At 37.9% G+C, this 17003-nt stretch carries 15 protein-coding genes; 3 read left to right on the forward strand and 12 right to left on the reverse strand.

Going from position 1 to position 17003, the window contains the following annotated elements; translation table 11 throughout:
- Positions 1-16: 16 nt before the first annotated feature.
- The 6 genes from hpf to fliW all read right to left on the reverse strand — a co-directional run bounded on the left by hpf (position 17) and on the right by fliW (position 7277).
- The gene (gene hpf / locus AC5SLP_RS11825) at positions 17-532 is read right to left on the reverse strand and encodes a ribosome hibernation-promoting factor, HPF/YfiA family (RefSeq protein WP_495255363.1); all 516 of its coding nucleotides are present in this window, start codon (positions 530-532) and stop codon (positions 17-19) included.
- A gap of 91 nt (positions 533-623) precedes the next feature.
- Positions 624-1085: a type II secretion system protein gene (locus tag AC5SLP_RS11830; RefSeq protein ID WP_495255364.1), complete on the reverse strand. Its 462-nt coding sequence runs from the start codon at positions 1083-1085 to the stop codon at positions 624-626.
- A complete protein-coding gene (locus tag AC5SLP_RS11835; protein ID WP_495255365.1) occupies positions 1085-2014 on the reverse strand; it encodes a type II secretion system protein in 930 nt (309 codons plus the stop codon). Before AC5SLP_RS11835 ends, AC5SLP_RS11830 begins: the two co-directional genes overlap by 1 nt.
- Positions 2011-2682: a type II secretion system protein gene (locus AC5SLP_RS11840; RefSeq protein ID WP_495255366.1), complete on the reverse strand. Its 672-nt coding sequence runs from the start codon at positions 2680-2682 to the stop codon at positions 2011-2013. Before AC5SLP_RS11840 ends, AC5SLP_RS11835 begins: the two co-directional genes overlap by 4 nt.
- Positions 2683-2684: 2 nt before the next feature.
- A complete protein-coding gene (locus tag AC5SLP_RS11845; protein WP_495255367.1) occupies positions 2685-6698 on the reverse strand; it encodes a Calx-beta domain-containing protein in 4014 nt (1337 codons plus the stop codon).
- A 183-nt stretch (positions 6699-6881) separates the two neighbouring features.
- Positions 6882-7277 (reverse strand): flagellar assembly protein FliW, encoded by a 396-nt coding sequence (fliW, locus tag AC5SLP_RS11850; RefSeq protein ID WP_495255368.1) that lies wholly within the window; start codon positions 7275-7277, stop codon positions 6882-6884.
- A 168-nt stretch (positions 7278-7445) separates the two neighbouring features.
- Between fliW and AC5SLP_RS11855 the strand changes: the two genes are divergently transcribed.
- Positions 7446-8090: an outer membrane protein assembly factor BamD gene (locus tag AC5SLP_RS11855; protein ID WP_495255369.1), complete on the forward strand. Its 645-nt coding sequence runs from the start codon at positions 7446-7448 to the stop codon at positions 8088-8090.
- A gap of 111 nt (positions 8091-8201) precedes the next feature.
- Positions 8202-10625, forward strand: coding sequence for an endopeptidase La (gene lon, locus AC5SLP_RS11860; RefSeq protein ID WP_495255370.1), 2424 nt, complete (start codon positions 8202-8204; stop codon positions 10623-10625).
- Between the two features lie 45 nt (positions 10626-10670).
- On the opposite strand, the gene rpsR is transcribed toward lon, so the two are convergent.
- The 6 genes from rpsR to AC5SLP_RS11890 all read right to left on the reverse strand — a co-directional run bounded on the left by rpsR (position 10671) and on the right by AC5SLP_RS11890 (position 15759).
- A complete protein-coding gene (gene rpsR, locus AC5SLP_RS11865; protein ID WP_039675171.1) occupies positions 10671-10937 on the reverse strand; it encodes a 30S ribosomal protein S18 in 267 nt (88 codons plus the stop codon).
- A 106-nt stretch (positions 10938-11043) separates the two neighbouring features.
- Positions 11044-11532 carry a single-stranded DNA-binding protein gene (ssb, locus tag AC5SLP_RS11870; RefSeq protein WP_495255371.1) on the reverse strand — a complete coding sequence of 163 codons (489 nt, stop codon included), beginning with the start codon at positions 11530-11532 and terminating at the stop codon, positions 11044-11046.
- A gap of 13 nt (positions 11533-11545) precedes the next feature.
- Complete coding sequence (gene rpsF, locus AC5SLP_RS11875) at positions 11546-11953, reverse strand: 30S ribosomal protein S6 (protein WP_495255372.1); 408 nt, start codon at positions 11951-11953, stop codon at positions 11546-11548.
- A 71-nt stretch (positions 11954-12024) separates the two neighbouring features.
- Positions 12025-13011: a DNA polymerase III subunit delta gene (gene holA, locus AC5SLP_RS11880; protein WP_495255373.1), complete on the reverse strand. Its 987-nt coding sequence runs from the start codon at positions 13009-13011 to the stop codon at positions 12025-12027.
- Complete coding sequence (locus AC5SLP_RS11885; RefSeq protein ID WP_495255374.1) at positions 13004-14950, reverse strand: RNB domain-containing ribonuclease; 1947 nt, start codon at positions 14948-14950, stop codon at positions 13004-13006. Before AC5SLP_RS11885 ends, holA begins: the two co-directional genes overlap by 8 nt.
- Complete coding sequence (locus tag AC5SLP_RS11890; RefSeq protein ID WP_495255375.1) at positions 14947-15759, reverse strand: HDOD domain-containing protein; 813 nt, start codon at positions 15757-15759, stop codon at positions 14947-14949. The genes AC5SLP_RS11885 and AC5SLP_RS11890 overlap by 4 nt, the downstream gene beginning before the upstream one ends.
- Positions 15760-15900: 141 nt before the next feature.
- Here AC5SLP_RS11890 and ilvC point away from each other — a divergent pair, with 141 nt between their 5' ends.
- The gene (gene ilvC, locus AC5SLP_RS11895; protein WP_495255376.1) at positions 15901-16923 is read left to right on the forward strand and encodes a ketol-acid reductoisomerase; all 1023 of its coding nucleotides are present in this window, start codon (positions 15901-15903) and stop codon (positions 16921-16923) included.
- Positions 16924-17003: the final 80 nt, after the last annotated feature.

Here is a 17003-nt window from a genome sequence, read left to right on the forward strand (position 1 = left end):
TGCTCCCTTAACGTTATTAATATAACCCAAATCTTCCGTCTGATTTTTTATACATAACGCGGAATTTGTCTTCCATGTCGTGGAAAACGATAAATTGTTTGTCGGATGCTTTAAGTTCGTTCATAGCGTCTTCAACTTCGACAGGTTTATAGCTGTCAAGTCGCATTGGAACGATCTCGTCATCACTTCCTTCACTGTTTTCAGTGAGAGCAGGAGCTTCTTCAACGAGCTTATAGTTGGTGATTTTATCGTGATGGCGTCTAAGAACTTTTTTAGCTCTCTCAATCGCAAGATCAACCGCAGCATAAACATCTTTGTCTTTTTGTTGAATGACAACCGTGTTTTTATGTGCCATGTTAATAGCAAATTCGACATTAAAGCCTTTTTTGCCATTTTTTTCATCCGCTGAGATCACAGTACGCACAGAGATAATGTCCAAATTGTATTTGCCAAGAGCATCAACAGCTCCATCAATATAAGCCTTGATTGGCTCGGTCAAATCAAATTGTTTTCCTACGATACTTGTGTTCATCTTGTCTCCTTTTCCTTCCCCTCATTTGGGGTTGATAGAGCTAGTATAACAAATGAAACCTTAAAGCAAAAGAGGGATTTTTGAGTTGATTTTACGGTTTTTGAATCGTGCGTCGATGCAGTCTAATCGGCTCTGTGGAGATGTTGTTATCATCATGTGTAGCAACAATCGTATCAATGATAACGGTGATATTAGAATCCGTTGTTGCTACGGTATCGCTTAAAACATTACAATTGTTATTTGAAGCGGCTAAGAGGCCATTTCCCATATAATTAATAGTAATGTTGATGTCAAAAATCGCATTGGCTCCTGCTCCAGGGTATTGAGAGTTTATGGCATTTAAACAGCCATTGGTTGTATTGATATCATGCCCGCTGATAGCAAGAAGCGCAAATTCTGTCCCGCTTTGAAGGAGCAATTCGGCTTGTTCTCTTAGGTACAGATCGGTTGTTTGTTTGGTAGAAAAACTTGAAAATGTGAGTGCTAATGCAGCAATGGTTGCCACTAAAACCATAAATAAAATCGCTGTGATAAGTGTAAAACCTCTTCTCATCAGTAAATTACCTTTTCTTTACACGCACTAAAGTCGAAATCACCACTTTGATTATTGTCATGGATACAAAGTTTGATACGCACGACATCTCCTTCTTGACGAATACGAAAGGTGCTAACATTTTCCGCAAGGACTTGTGCCGCAGCGACGACAGCCGCATCATCAAATTTTTCACCTTCCCAAGGTTGATAATTGTATCTTAGTGTTAGGTTGAAATCATTGACACCACCGACAGGTACAAGAGCATAGGCGGTATGAGCAAGATAATATTGCTCGAAGAGATTTCCATCGGTTAAATTGTCATCTAAAGGAATGTGAAATGTGGTATTGGTACTTCTTGAAACATGCGTTGTGTAGGTGTTTCCGCCTTCTGTATAATAATTATTGACGTTGTACAAAGGCTTTGCACCTTTAAAAATTAGCGCTGGCAATTGACCACCTTCATTGCTCATGTTAATATCGCCATTGGTGAGTGCAAAAATAATATTTTCAGCTATATCAAGACGGCTTCCTGGTGTTTTTAGTGTGCGTGTAGCTCCTGCTTTGGTCTCATTACTCTCCATATCAATGAGTCCACTCCAGCCTGGAACAACAGAAGCAGAAACAGCATCCCATTCCCCAATAAAGCTTTCATTGCTGATACCTATCCATTCAATGGTTCCAAATCCAACTACTGCACTAGGGAGTGCTACCCATGTTGCGCCGCCATCATTACTGGCTCTTACACTGTCTTTGATACGGTATTGTAAACGTTTAGCAATCTGTTCTAAGGTGAGTTCCGTTTGACTTTGAAGGCGGTTAATGGAACGCGTTCGTAAGTAATTGTTATAAAGACTAGCGATAATTTCTGCGCCAATACTCGCAACGATACCAAAAACAACGATAACCATCACGAGTTCTATCATCGTAAAAGCGGAACGTTTTTTCATTGGTAAGGCCTTGACGGAAGAAGTGAACTTTCACCGATATTACATGTAAAAGCGCGTAAGGTAATGTTTTGGTCACCGCCTGAAACAGTCACTGAAATTATTTTTATATTTGTCGGTGTTGCAGGGGCGTTGTTAGGATTGAACGTAAAGTCTATTAACGTAGGATTGCTATAGGTTGCGTTATCTTCTGCATAATTAATGCTTGTTGTTAGGTTCAAGTCAAAAATATAATCTAACGTTCCAGCATCTTCTCCTGCTGTAACGACCAATGCAGTGGGTGGTAAACCGTTAAAATCATCAATATCATTAAAAGTGGCATCTGCTCCGATGGCAGTAGCTGTCGTGTTTACATCGAAAAATTTGCGCCTATTTTCAGCTGATACATGTCCTAGTCGCATATTTGTTGTTCCCACGCGTCGAAGTTCGGCATCTCCATTGGTAGCATCAAGGACATAAGAGCGTTGAGCGGCAGTGTTGAAGCTTCTTTCATCCCATTCATACGTCAAGATATCACCAATTTTGGCTTTGGCTGCGAGGATGGCTTCTTGTTGCATTGCAAAAGCATTATTGTTTTGGACTTGCGTTAAGATAAGCGGCAAACTCATGACGGCAATTCCCATAATGACAATAGCAAATACAAGCTCAATCATAGACATGGCTGAACGCATTCTCACCATTCCATTCTTTTATTGGTACGTGTTGAAGTATTAACATCAACGGTTTGCCCGAGTGATCCTTGCCCTGCCCAATCGCCTGATCGTGTAAACTCAACCGAAAAGTCATTGGTAACTGCTCCTGCATTGTACAAGTTAAACAATAACCATGGTGATGGTGTCATTTGTATAGTATCGGTATAGGGAGCATTATTCACAGCATTATTGGTTAAAGTATTGTTTTCAAGACCATTATTAATGTTATTGGAAGCAAGAGGCGCAACACCCGTAATGCCTCGTGGCGTAAAAGCAGTTACATTGCCATCAGCAATCACATGTAAAGGATTTTGATACCATGTCAGTGACGTTGGGCTTTGTGTCCCTATTGCCGCAAAAGCGCTAGTGTTACAATCTTTACAATAGACTTCATAACGAATGGTAGCAGTTATGGGACTTTGTCCTCTGTAATCGGTTGAATAAACACGTCCATAGTAAAACGTAGCATTTTGATCATTTGTTCGGTTAAAATCTGAACCAGTTGTATTATTTTGGTCTATAACTGTTGTGATATTAAAATCATTTCGTGCAATTTTGAAAGGCTCATCGGGTGTATTAATTGTGCGTGTAAAGTTTAAAGATATTGCTAGGTTGGCTGCAATGCCATTGGTAAAATTACCCTCTGTTGAGCTAAAGGTCGCTTGTCCAACTGTTGCATTATCTTCCAAATTCGATGTTGTATCATCATCAAAATAGCGGACACGATTTTGAGTGGTCGATGTTGATAAATTTTTATTATTGATAAGAGCAAGGGTATAATCGATGTTTCGTGCATAACAGTTAGCAGTGTAATTGGTTGCTGTTGTTGTCGCATCGTTTAAAACAGCCGTTGTTGTTAAAAGAGCCTTAGCACTCATATTATTATCATTTGATAGATACGTAAAATTGCCATCATTAAAGTTTTGAAGTGTCAATGTGTTATTAAATTGTTTTGGACTAAAAGTGAATTGCTGAACTTTTTCAATAAGGCATCCCACTTTGCCGTTCCCATCAGGCGTTGATGATGTGCTCCCGGCAAGGCAATCGGCGTTGCTATTTTGGTCAATGGTTGTCCAATCATTATCTGAAACGGTGACATTGACATCTCCTACATTATTGTAGGTAAAGGCGTTAAACGTAGAAACCCCATTAGTAAAAGAGAGAGGATTGAGTGCATTTTGTACAGCAGCAAGATTACAGCCTGCTGGGATGATTAAATCTAAAAGAGCTTTTAAATTAGCAGTATTGGCTGTGATTGCTTGGGTATAGCCACTCACAATAGCATTATTTGTCACAGCATTGACCGTCAGTGTATAATTTGCACCTCCAATCAAGTGTGCAGCATTAGCAGTCATTGCATATGTAGCAGGTCGAATAGCGAAGCTATCACGTGAACAGACATATTTGGTTGTACCATTATCGTTATACGCTATTTTAAAGGCAACATTTTTTGAGGCTTGAGGATAATTAAGTGTGAGTGTTTTGTAATTTTCATTATTAAAAGTGATCGTCATTGTTGATGTAGCAATAGATGCATCGCATTTTGCTTGTTTTTGTGCGTCTGTATCTGATGCAGAGTAATTGGGCGCATCAATACTGCTGAGATTGACATCGCCTGTGTATGCTTTCAATGTTATATAATCAGAATTAAGTGCTAGAAGTTTTACTTGAAAAGCTTGTCCTGCAATTTGCGTATAAAGGGCATTATCACTGCTTGTGCCATCATTGGAGTTTGTGTTACCTGAAAAATTTTGATTGACAACGTTAAAAACACCAAGAGGTGCACTAACCGCAATTGAAGTGTTAAAGTCTTTACACACACCGATATTAACAGGAGATTCATCGCCGATACGAAGTCCCATATTGGAATTTTCATAAGAAACTTTATAAATATTTGCAATCGTGATATCGCCGGTTGTTTGTATCTTCTCTTTAAAGGAAATATAGGCTTTATTGGCGGCGTCATTCGTGACATTGGGTGTCAAATCACCGCCATCCGTACCCGTTGCGCCTGTACCTACATGCCATACAGAGGTATTTGTATCAGAATAAAATGTCGCCGTATCACTATCTTTTGCATCCGTTTTACTGCTATAGACACTTTCGCCAACATTTTGAATTTTGGTACTTTCTGCTTGATAGGCAAGGTTGGTATCATCATGTTCCATCGTCACTTCAACTTTTTGTGCTGTTTCCAAGTTGCCATCGCTGGCATCTTTTTTCATGTTGGCTATCCACGTTTTAATCGTGATAATATCTCCCACATTAGCTGTTGTTAAAGTTGCATTGCCATCAGCATCATAATAAGCTTCTACATAGCACACGCGTGGTTCATAAAGTTCTGTCGTAAACGCAACCATGCTGGGGAAATAAGTGTCTTGTGTAGATGTTAATGTAATCGTTGCACTATTAGCACCATTACCAATAATTTGAGGGTGTGATGTGTTGCCATCTACACCAATATCATAGTTTTGTATATCGATACCTTCTGTATTTGAATAACTAGGATTTGCCGCAAATCCACTAATGGTTGAGTAAAAAGCATTTGTATCATTAATAGCTGTACCATTGACATAAAGTTTATCGCCAACAATATTTTTATCACCTTCTCCTACAAAAAGGGAGAGTGTTGATTTGACAGTTCCACTAGTAGGTGTTAAAAAGCCAGAAGGTGTGATATTAACAGAATTAAATCCATCCGCACTGGCAACTCTTTTATATCCATCATAGACAGAAATATTCTTTAAAGAAGCACTACTATCTTCATAAACGACAACCAATGTCCAAGCGCCAAAATTACCCAATCCACTATCTTCTGTTCCTGTATTTGCTTTGATATTTGCCCCAGTAATCCATCCGTTTACAGCAGCCCCAGTTTTGCCAACGAGGGAAGGTAACGCCGCAAAAGTATCGTAAGTATATCCATCGTTACTATTGGCATAAAGATCAATCACCTCTGGAACGCTTGCAACTGTTCCTATGGTAGGAATAGTTACATAAATTGGGTCTTGAAGTGTTGTAGCAACTAAAGTTGAATTGTATGTGTTTAAATAACCTTGAGAATATAGTCCTGCCCACTTAATTATTGCTGTTGTTGGAATTTTGAGCTGCGCTTGAGATGAGTTATTGTAATTACGCGTGACTCCATCAACATCGATGTAGCGCAAATCAAGTTCAGAGTTGCTAGACCTACCTGTATAATCATAACAAACGCCGTTAGACTGTACGCACAAGACAGTATTGCCTATAACTTGTAACCCGCCTTTAATATTACGTGTTGAAGTAGGATTTCTCAATGCAAATTCGCGCTCACCAATGGTAATTGAAGGACTGTCGTCATTTAACAGTGTAATTGTCGCACTGGCTTTTGAGATAGATGCCCCGCCAGTAGCATTAGAGAGTGTTATAGAAAAAGTTTCATCACTTTCAATCGTTGTATCACCAGAAATTTGAATAGGAATATTTTGTACGGATGTTGCTCCTGAAAACGTTAGGGTTCCATTCGTTGCATTATAATCACTTCCTGCCGTTGCTGTTCCACTAGAGACTGTATAATTTACGGTTATCGTATTGCCATTAGGATTCGATAACGTAACAGGGATATTTTTTGTATAAACGCCAGAGCTTTCTTCATTAAAAGAGACATCTGCTATAGATAATGTGGGGGTAGAAGGGGTGAAGGTAATATTTATATTATAAGTTGTTGAGCCATAGCCATAGTCATTGTATGGATAATTAAGTAATAATTTTAATGTTGTGGTACTCGCACCTGTATAATTATAACTGATGCTAGCATCATGACTGGATGATGTATCAGACGCTAAGAGTGTTCCACAGGTTGAATTATAAAGATAAGCATCTAAATCTATTGATGCATTTGTGACGGTAATCGTTAGCGTACCTGCTGCAGGAAGTATAAATTGAAAATAATCATTTGTATCTGTTGAACGCCGAGTATAGCTCAAAGAGCCACTACCACTATAGTTAAGTGCCACAGTTTCAGCATAATTACATTGATCATTATTATTTGTATCTGCATATAAATTTAGTGAGCAACAGATTGTAAGAAATAAAAAAAGATAAATATTATAAGTGACAATTTTCATAACATTCTCTCGTTTATAGTATTTACATGTAAAGTTTTTGAAGATAAAAATATTCAAAAACTCTCATTAGGGTTATTCTGCTTTCTCTTTATTCAAAAAATTTGAAATACTCTCCATCAAACCAAATTCAGGGTATTTATTTGCATCTAAAACGACTTGGGCTAGTGAGCCATTATCGACATTAAAAACAAGAGGTGCGATAAAATTGATGGTAGATGTTTCAATGGGCGTTGCGATAATCATGATGTTTAAAATAAGAAGGTTGGAGTCTTCTTTAATGTCAAGCAGTGCTCTAAAATATTCAGGAATATCAAATTCATAGGGGCGAAGCATAAAAGGATTAATGAGTGTGAATGTTGTTGTATCGGATTTTGAAATAAATTTTACAAAAAACTCATCGATCTTTTCGAGTTCCGCTTCTTTAATATCTTCAAATCCTAAAATGGGTGCTTTGAGAGAAAAAACCATAACATTCCTTTTTTAAAAAGTAATCATTTTGTTTTATTGTATCATGTTGTTCGTTAAATGAGGTAATGAGACAAAAATAAAATGGATAAAAAGATAAAAAATCGACTTTTATATTAAGATAAAAAAAAAGAGGATACAATAGTCTTTTTAACACAAAGGATAGCGTGAATGAAGATAACAAATGTTCTTGTTGCAGCGTCATTAGTAGCTTTAATTAGTGGTTGTGCTTCTAAAACAAAAGAAGTTTATAACATGCCAGCAACGTATTGGTATGAGCAAATCGCCAAAGAGATTAAAGCACAAGATTTAGAAAAAGCCGATTCGTTTTATACTTCATTGGTGAGTGAACATATAGAATCTCCATTGCTTCCTGAAGCCATGATGATGTTGGCAAATGCCCATATGCAAGATGAAGAGTATGTCTTAGCAAACTTTTATCTCGATGAGTATCTTAAACGCTATGGTAGTAAAGAAAATGCAGACCATGTTCGTTTTATGAAAATCAAAGCCAATTATGAAGCTTTCCCAAATCCAAATCGTAATCAACAACTTTTAATGGACACGATTAAACAAACCAAAGAGTTTATCAGCAAATATCCCAATTCAAAATTTCGCCCTTTAGCCGAAACGATTTTGGTCAGACTTGAGCTTGGAGAATACTTCTTGGATGAAAATATTAAAGGTTTGTATGGCAGAGTTGATAAACCAGATGCGGCAAAGATGTATGATGAAAAACTTCAAAAATCATCCCTCGGCAATGCAGAAATTATAGAACCAAAGATTCCTTGGTATCGCTCTTGGTTTGAAAAATAGACTTTTTATTTACTTCTTTACTATATAATCTAATTATCGCATAAGAGCCTAGCTCTTATGCTCTTACATGTAAACTATAATTACAAATAAAACACAATGGAGAGTTCACATATGAAGCTCAGCGACTATACCGCATTTCCTGCGGACATCCCCATCATTGTTGAGGATAATTTATTTTTATACCCTTTTATGATTTCACCTCTTTTCCTCTCAGATGAAGAAAATATCAGAGCAGCAAACGATGCACTCGATCATAACTCTTTAGTTATGGTTTGTACAGCCAAAGTAGGTGCTGAACAAGGAAGAAATTTTAATGCTATTTATCCTGCGGGTGTTATCGGCTCTATCATGCGTAAAGTTGAATTGCCTGATGGGCGTGTTAAGATTTTGTTCCAAGGGATGCAAAAAGGAAAGATACTAAAAGAACTCTCTTCTACGCCTTTACGTGCGACCATCGATGTTATTCAAACACATCGCTCTGAAGCGATTAAAGTTGAAGCTACTTTGGCAGTTTTAAGAGAAAAAATCACACAACTCTCATCACTTGGTAGTCAATTTCCACCTGACCTTCTTAAAACCATTGAAGATAACAGCGATGTACACCGTATTACTGATTTAGTTGCAAGTAGTATGAAGCTAAAGAAAGAGCAAGCCTATAAATTGTTTGTCGAAATTGATGATGAAACAAGGCTTTTGCAACTCATTGACTATGTCATTGAAGAGATTGAGTCAAGCAGACTTAAAAAAGAGATTAAAACGAAAGTGCATTCTCAGATTGAAAAAGTGAACAAAGAGTATTTTTTAAAAGAACAACTCAAACAGATTCAAAAAGAGCTAGGAACGGACAATCAACGCGAAGAAGAGATTGAAGAGTATCGTAAAAAGCTTGAAGCCAAAAAAGAGTATATGGAAGAGGACGCTTATAAAGAAATCAAAAAACAGATAGATAAACTTTCAAGAATGCATCCTGATTCTGCCGATGCAAACTTAATTCAAAGCTATTTGGATTGGGTGATTGAGATTCCTTTTGGCAAAGCTGCCAAAAAAAGCTTGGATGTTGCAGAAGTCAAATCACAACTTGACAAGGACCATTATTCGCTTGAAAAACCAAAAGAGCGTATCGAAGAGTTTTTTGCAGTGCGCGAATTGCTCTCAAAACGTGGTATTGCTGACAAATCAGCCAATGGTGCTATTTTATGTTTTGCAGGACCTCCAGGTGTGGGTAAAACATCTCTAGCAAACTCCATTGCAAAAGCACTCAAGCGTAAACTTGTGCGCATCGCTTTGGGCGGTTTAGAAGATGTCAATGAGCTAAGAGGTCACAGACGTACGTATATTGGCGCAATGCCAGGGCGTATCGTGCAAGGGATTATTGAAGCAGGCGAGATGAATCCTGTTGTGGTACTCGATGAAATCGATAAAGTAGCGCGAAGCTTTAGAGGCGACCCAACAGCAGTCTTGTTAGAGGTTCTTGACCCTGAGCAAAATAATAAATTTAGAGATTATTATCTAAACTTTAATATTGACCTGAGTAAAGTTATTTTTATTGCTACCGCAAATGAAGTAGGCTCAATTCCTGCGCCACTACGAGACCGTATGGAGTTTATCTCTGTCAATTCTTATACACCTCAAGAGAAATATGAGATAGCGAAAAAATATCTTATCCCTCAAGAGTTGAAAAAACATGGCTTGAAAAATAATGAAGTGAATATCTCAAAGCCTACTTTACAGTTGGTCATTGCCAATTATACCCGCGAATCAGGTGTGCGAAACTTGCGCCGAAGAATTGCGGATATCTTGCGTAAAGTGGCTAAACAACTTTTGTTGAACCCAACGTTAGATAAAGTCAGCATCACGCATACGAATCTTAAAGAGTATCTACCAAAAACGGTGTTTGAAATTGATGAGGTTGATAAAGAAAATAGCATCGGCATCGTCAATGGTTTAGCGTGGACAAGTGTTGGAGGCGATGTTCTTAAAGTTGAAGCCATTCGTATTCAAGGCAAAGGTGGCATTCAAATCACAGGTTCACTGGGTGATGTTATGAAAGAATCAGCCAAAATTGCACTGAGTGTCGTGAAAGTGTTGATTGATAATGGCAAAATTGATGTTCCCCTTTCTATCATCCCTACCTCAGGACTTGACAAAGAAGAGAGTGCTAGAAAAGTAGAACCAAGTGATGTGTACAGACGTTATGACCTTCATATACACGTTCCTGAGGGCGCTACGCCAAAAGATGGTCCAAGTGCTGGTATCACGATGGCAACAGCTATTGCGTCTATTTTATGCGATAAAAAGGTTAAGAGCGATATCGCAATGACGGGAGAACTTACTTTAACAGGGAAAGTTTTGCCAATCGGTGGGCTGAAAGAGAAACTTATCGCAGCGTACAAAGCAAAAATTAAAACGGCATTGATTCCTAAGAAAAACTATGAAAAAGATTTGGATGAAATTCCGGATGAAGTCAAAGAGAAGATGAAGATTATCCCTGTATCACGTGTGGAAGAAGTGTTGGAGTATGCGTTAGTGAAATAAAAAGAAGAAGCTAGATGGGCGACCATCTAGCTTTACATGTAAACGTTATTGTTGAAGTTGCTCGAATGGAACTGCAACCACTTTTTTAGTGTCGATGATGTATGGAATAACTGCAGTCGCACGAGCGCGTTTGATTGCTAATTCTACCATTTCTTGATGTCTTTTGCAGTTTCCTGTCAAACGACGTGGCATAATTTTGTATCTCTCAGAAAGTGAGTGTCTCAAAATTTTTGCATCTTTGTAATCTACGTATTCAATTTTTGCTTCACAGTATTTGCAGTATTTGCGTGCAAATTTTCTTTTCTCTGCCATTTTTTATCCTTTACTTATTTTTATAACGACTCTTAGGCAAAGCCTAATCGTCACTAAAGCTTGCCTTTTTCAAGGCAGATATTTTTACAGTGTTATGTAAAAATCGCTAAAACGGTATTTCATCATCGTTAATATCGATGTCTGGAATTTCATGACCACTAAATTCAGGAGTAGATTGTCTTGGAGCATTGGTAGGTTTTTGGCTTGGTGTGTAACCAACATTAGGCGTACCTTCACCATAACTACCGCTCATGTCACCTTCACTTTGTCCGCGAGCATCTATCATTTGGAGTGTCTCAACGGTAATAGAGTGCTTAGAGCGCTTTACACCGGTTTGATCTGTCCATTGATCCAATTTTAAACGACCCTCAACCAATACTTTTTTGCCACGGCTTAAGTATTGATTGGCGATTTCTGCGGTTCGTCCAAAAAAGGTGATGTCGATAAAGCAAACTTCTTCACCTTGACTACCATCTTGCTTTTTGAAGCGTCGATTGGTTGCAAGACCTGTGGTACAAACTGCGCCACCGTTTGGTAAATAACGAAGTTCACAATCACGTGTGAGGTTACCAAGCATAATTACTCTATTGAACATCATGGCTCCTTAATTAAGCTTCAGTTGTAACGGTTGGTTCTTCTACAATCTCTTTAGATTCAACAACAGATGCTGGTGCATCACTTTTTTTAGTGATTTTCTCAACTTGTTTTGTCCAGAATCTAAGTTCTTTTTGATTTTCAAATTTAACTGTCATAAAGCGGATAAATTCTTCAGTAATTCTGATGATACGCTCAACTTCTGCAATGGCAGCTGTAGGGGCAGTGAAGTAAAATACTACGTAAGAACCACGCTCAAATTTATCAATTTGATACGCAAGTTTGCGTGTACCCATCTCAAGTGTTGCAGCAATAACTGCACCATTTTTTTCTAAAATTTCTTTTAGAAAGCCTAGTTTTGCTTGTAGCTCTTCTACCGTTAGTGTAGGTTTTACTACAACAAGCAACTCATAATGTCGCATAGTGTCTCCTTATGGATTTCACCCAAATAGTGTTATTTGAGTAAGGATTTTTAGAATAGGCGTGGATTATACTATAAATAACTTTGAAATTTTATTAAGTTTGAAAGCAGGTAGCTTGTTTTTTCAATATTGCCCATTTTTTTCAGGCGATACTCTGCGTCAGTAAGAAGCGATAGGAGTTTATGATAGGTCGCAAGATCAAGCTTTATCGATTGTCTAGACCTTTCATTTGCAAGCTGTGGAGGAAGAGGGTAGCCTAAAATGGCTTTTGCATCAAAAGAACCATGCAATTTAATATACGCATGAAACATAAACAGTTGAGATATGTGTGTTTGAAGGGCATTAATGATGCGCATCTCTTCAATACCATCGCCTTCAACCATACGGATAAATTCATCTTTGATATCTTTTTTCTCAAGTAGTTTGGTAATAAAGTGGTCCATTGAAACAGCACCTAGTCCATAAACATGGGTATTAATATCATTGGTTGTAATCTCTTTATCTAAGACTAAAAGTTTTTCACACTCGTTGATGCATAACGATAAATCTTCCATCTGAATCATGTAAAGATGTTGCAAGGCATAACGATCAATTGTAAGCCCAATCGCACGCGCATGATTTTGTAAAAGCTGTAAGGCTTCGTTAAAATCCGCTTTAAAAAGTCGTACAAAAAGAGCATTATTCTGTTTTTCAAATAGTTTTGTCATCGGAGTAGCTTTCTTGTCTTCTCCGAAATATTGGTAGATAAAGTAACTTGAATCATTTTTTAAGCACAAATCAATCAATACATCCAACTCTTTTGAAGGAAGCGTTTTATCTGTCTTTAAAATCAAAATATTGCGATCACCAAATAAAGAAGATTGTGAAAGAAAGTTTTTAGCAGAACTAAAATGGTACTCATCGTAGTACATCATCAATTTCTCATCGGTTTGTACATTTAATGTTGTGAGCAGTTGTGAAGCTAAAAGATTGTTTTGGTAGGAACATGCCCCATAAAAAAGAGACGATTTGAGTGGTTTCCCTGTTCTTAATAGGTTCTCAAACTCTTTTTTATACATCAAAACTCCTTGTAACTCGTGCATAAATGCGAGCGGTTGCGATATTGCTTTCAACAATTTTAATCTCAATGCGTTGTAAGAGATGGACATCATTATCAAGTAAAAAAATACGAGCGCCTTTGAGCTCATCATCCAGTTTTGCAATAGGATTTTGTTCTGCATCGACCACGATAGCCCTAAAATTTTCACCGACATGTAAGGCCATATAGCGTGCAAATTTACGGTCCATATAATCCCATGCGACTTTATCGCTTTCTCTCTCAAGCAAGCTTATTTTTTCACATAAGGCGGCAATGTCTTTGAGCAAAAAATTTAACTTTTTATCGTCATTAGCACATTTTGCTTTTAAAAGGCGATGCAGTGTTAAATCGCTGTAACGTCTAATAGGTGAAGTGAAGTGCGTATAGATGTCAAAACCAAGACCAAAATGTCCTTTGTTCTCTGGCTCATAAATGGCTTTCTTTTGGCTTTTAATGATGAGTTTATCAACTTCATCGCGTAGCCCTAATGCATCTGCTTTTATCTGTATGTCTTGAATCATTTTAGGAATATTTGCGATTAATTTAGCATTAATACCAATCAGCGCAAGGTCATTTAAAAGAGCTTCCATGCGCTCGTATGAAGGGCTTTCATGAGTTCTGAAAATTCCAAAGCCTAATTTTTTTGCAGCTGCTTTATTCGCTAAAAGCATACAATCTTCAATCAACCCGTGCGATGGCGTCTCTTCTTCTATAAGGGTTGAGACTAAGTTTTGGTTTTCATCGACGCGCATTCTTACTTCGGAAGAGCGAAACGAAAAAGCGTTTTCAAGTCGTAGCGTTCGTAGCTTTTGGGTGAGCGTCTGCAGTGGTAAGAGATACTCTAAAATAGTTTTATCCGCTGCATCGGCGTCTGCAACATTTCCTTGTAAAAAAAGATCAATTTTTTCGTAGGTATAACGTTTGGTTGAGTGAATGATGCTCTCAAAAAGTTCTTCTTTGAGTGGTTTACATGTAAGCGGATCAAGAGTGATTTTAAACGTATAGGCCAGTCTGTCCACATTGGGTTTGAGCGAGCAGATATTTTCACTTAAAGCACGTGGAAGCATCGGTATGGATTTGTGGGGAAAATAGATAGAAAAGCCACGTTCAACGGCTTCTTTATCAATGGCTCCCATCGCATACACATATTCGCTTACATCAGCGATAGCAACGTATAAAATGTGATTGGCGGTATCAAAATAAATAGCATCATCAAAATCTTTTGCGTCCACAGGATCAATCGTACAAAAGGGCAAGTGTGTCAAATCTACTCGGTTGGGATAATAGGACTTTTCAACAAAATCACCATGACTCTTGGCTTCCGCTTCTGCTTCTTTGCTAAAATGTTCTTTTTTTTCAAAGAGTGCTAATGAAATTTTCTCATCAACCAGCGGATCTTCTAAAACGCCTAAGACTTCTTCGATAGTATTGGTTGTGTTATCGACTTTTAAAACAGAACCAAAGGGGAGTTGTTTGAGTGATTTTTGGCTTGCAGTGATTTCAAAAAGCGACTCGTTTTTGATATTAATACCAACCACTTTGCCTTTTTGCATTTTGGTATAAACGATACTTTTGGCAAAAGCGCGTTGAGCGATATAGACGACAACTGCTTTAGGTCTGCGACTTTTCTTGTTAATAACCCTTTTTGCTACGACTAAATCACCACGCATGGCACCATGAAGACCAGAGGCTTCTATTAAAATATCTTTAGAGAGTGCCGTGTCGAATGAGCTTAGAAAGCCTGTTCCGCTAAAAGCGACGTCGAGTTTTCCTACGACATAGGAATTATCAAGCAGATAAAGACCATTTTTTAAATTAAGGGCTCCTAACTGAAGGAGGGCTTGAAAGTGTGGGAGAAAAGAGGCTGGCACATCTTTTTGTGCCACTCCTTCTATAAGGCTTAGTAGAAAATCTTTCACTGTTTAAATTGCTCTACCGTTTGAAGATATGCCTCATGCTCAATGCCGTATGCATCCAGTAATGCCAGTGTATTTTGAATCGAGGTATCGCTGAGTTGTGCAAAAATATTAATACTGCTTTGAACAATATGCAAGGCTTGTGCAAAAGGGCGAATATGCTCTTGCGCATCTTGTGGCGTGACTGAGAATTTGATGGATTCGACGAGCTCGCTCTCCAAATTCCATTGTTCAAAAATCTTAGCGGTAATCTCCTCATTAGCGAAGCCAACATACTCTTTTTCTAAAGCAGAAAGTTCCGAAGGCGTTTTAATCGCAAGAAGAGCATGTTTAAACGCTTCATCTTTGTTTTGTTCAATTAATTCGTGCGCAATAATGATTTTACCGACTTCCATCATAAAAGAGGCCGGTTGTAAAATATCAAGCATCGCTTTATTGACTTTGGAATACCACTTAAACATGAAGGTACTTTGAAGGGTACTGATTTCAAGAAAAGTGTTGTTGTTTAAATGATACGGTTCAAGATTGATTTTAATATTCTGTTTAATGGCACTTGAGAGTGCAAAGCCTCGTACGGTTGCCATACCAAATAAAGAGACAGCATGTGCGATATTTTTAATCTCACGGCTAAATCCGTACAAAGGTGAATTGGACGATTTTAAAATATTAGCTGTTAGCATTGGATCGCTCTCAACCACTTTAACAAGATCTGCTAAAGAACTATTTTTATCGACGCAAATACGCTGAATTTTTACAACCGTGTCATCAAGTGGGGGTAGAGCTTTAATTTTCTTTAAAATATTCTCATCCATAATTGATTCCTAGTAAATGTTAGTTACCACATTTTAGCGGTAGTTCGTTTATAGTTTCCTTTTGCCTTTTTACATGTAAAGTTTTTAAGTAACTATTCTGTAAAATGCGTGAAATTTATATTACATTATAAGGATTCAGATATGGCAATAACCGTCTATTATGACAAAGATTGTGATTTAAGCATCATTCGTTCAAAAAAAGTTGCGATGATTGGTTTTGGTTCTCAAGGACATGCACATGCAGAAAATCTTCGTGATAGTGGTGTTGAAGTCGTTGTTGGTCTTAGAAAAGATGGCAGTTCATGGGCAAAAGCAGAAGCTAAAGGCTTTCGTGTAATGAGCGTTGGCGATGCAACGAAATACGCAGATGTTATTATGATTTTATTGCCAGATGAGTTACAAAGCGATGTGTTTGCCGCAGAAATTAAACCCAATTTAAGTGCGGGCAAAGCGATTGCATTTGGTCATGGTTTCAATATCCATTATGGTCAAATTATCACTCCAAAAGGTATTGATTGTATCATGATTGCTCCAAAAGCACCTGGTCATACGGTAAGAAGTGAGTTTGTTAATGGCGGTGGTATTCCTGATCTTATTGCCGTAGATCAAGACGCAACAGGTTCAGCAAAAGCATTGGCACTGAGCTACGCATCTGCTATCGGTGGTGGACGAACAGGTATTATTGAGACAACCTTCAAAGACGAGACTGAGACTGACTTATTTGGTGAGCAAGCCGTTCTTTGTGGTGGTGTCACCTCTCTTGTTGAAGCTGGTTTTCAGACATTAGTAGAAGCGGGTTACGAACCTGAGATGGCATATTTTGAGTGTTTACATGAACTTAAACTCATCGTTGATTTGATGTACCAAGGCGGTATCGCTGATATGCGTTATTCTATCTCTAATACAGCAGAGTATGGTGATTATGTGAGTGGAAAACGTGTGATCAATGCTGAGTCAAAAGCAGCCATGAAAGAGATTTTAGCTGAAATCCAAGATGGTCGTTTTGCAAAAGATTTTATTTTAGAGCGAAAAGCAGGATACACCCGTATGAATGCTGAACGTGCAAAAACAGAGAGAAGTCTGCTTAATAAAACAGGTGAAAAACTAAGAGCAATGATGCCTTGGATTACTTCTAAAAAAATCATTAACAAAGATAAAAACTAAATTAGGTTACTTTGCTAGTATTAATGCTAGCAAAGTTTTTTAATCTAACTATGAGCATAATAACGCTTTAGGTCTTATTG

This window comes from Sulfurospirillum sp. E15m (assembly GCF_059415145.1).

Coding starts and splice junctions, on each gene's coding strand:
- AC5SLP_RS11855 (WP_495255369.1), top strand. CDS start 7,446: ATGAAGATAACAAATGTTCTTGTTGCAGCGTCATTAGTAGCTTTAATT.
- AC5SLP_RS11830 (WP_495255364.1), bottom strand. CDS start 1,085: ATGAGAAGAGGTTTTACACTTATCACAGCGATTTTATTTATGGTTTTA.
- lon (WP_495255370.1), top strand. CDS start 8,202: ATGAAGCTCAGCGACTATACCGCATTTCCTGCGGACATCCCCATCATT.
- ssb (WP_495255371.1), bottom strand. CDS start 11,532: ATGTTCAATAGAGTAATTATGCTTGGTAACCTCACACGTGATTGTGAA.
- ilvC (WP_495255376.1), top strand. CDS start 15,901: ATGGCAATAACCGTCTATTATGACAAAGATTGTGATTTAAGCATCATT.
- rpsR (WP_039675171.1), bottom strand. CDS start 10,937: ATGGCAGAGAAAAGAAAATTTGCACGCAAATACTGCAAATACTGTGAA.
- rpsF (WP_495255372.1), bottom strand. CDS start 11,953: ATGCGACATTATGAGTTGCTTGTTGTAGTAAAACCTACACTAACGGTA.
- AC5SLP_RS11835 (WP_495255365.1), bottom strand. CDS start 2,014: ATGAAAAAACGTTCCGCTTTTACGATGATAGAACTCGTGATGGTTATC.
- holA (WP_495255373.1), bottom strand. CDS start 13,011: ATGTATAAAAAAGAGTTTGAGAACCTATTAAGAACAGGGAAACCACTC.
- AC5SLP_RS11840 (WP_495255366.1), bottom strand. CDS start 2,682: ATGCGTTCAGCCATGTCTATGATTGAGCTTGTATTTGCTATTGTCATT.
- hpf (WP_495255363.1), bottom strand. CDS start 532: ATGAACACAAGTATCGTAGGAAAACAATTTGATTTGACCGAGCCAATC.
- AC5SLP_RS11890 (WP_495255375.1), bottom strand. CDS start 15,759: ATGGATGAGAATATTTTAAAGAAAATTAAAGCTCTACCCCCACTTGAT.
- fliW (WP_495255368.1), bottom strand. CDS start 7,277: ATGGTTTTTTCTCTCAAAGCACCCATTTTAGGATTTGAAGATATTAAA.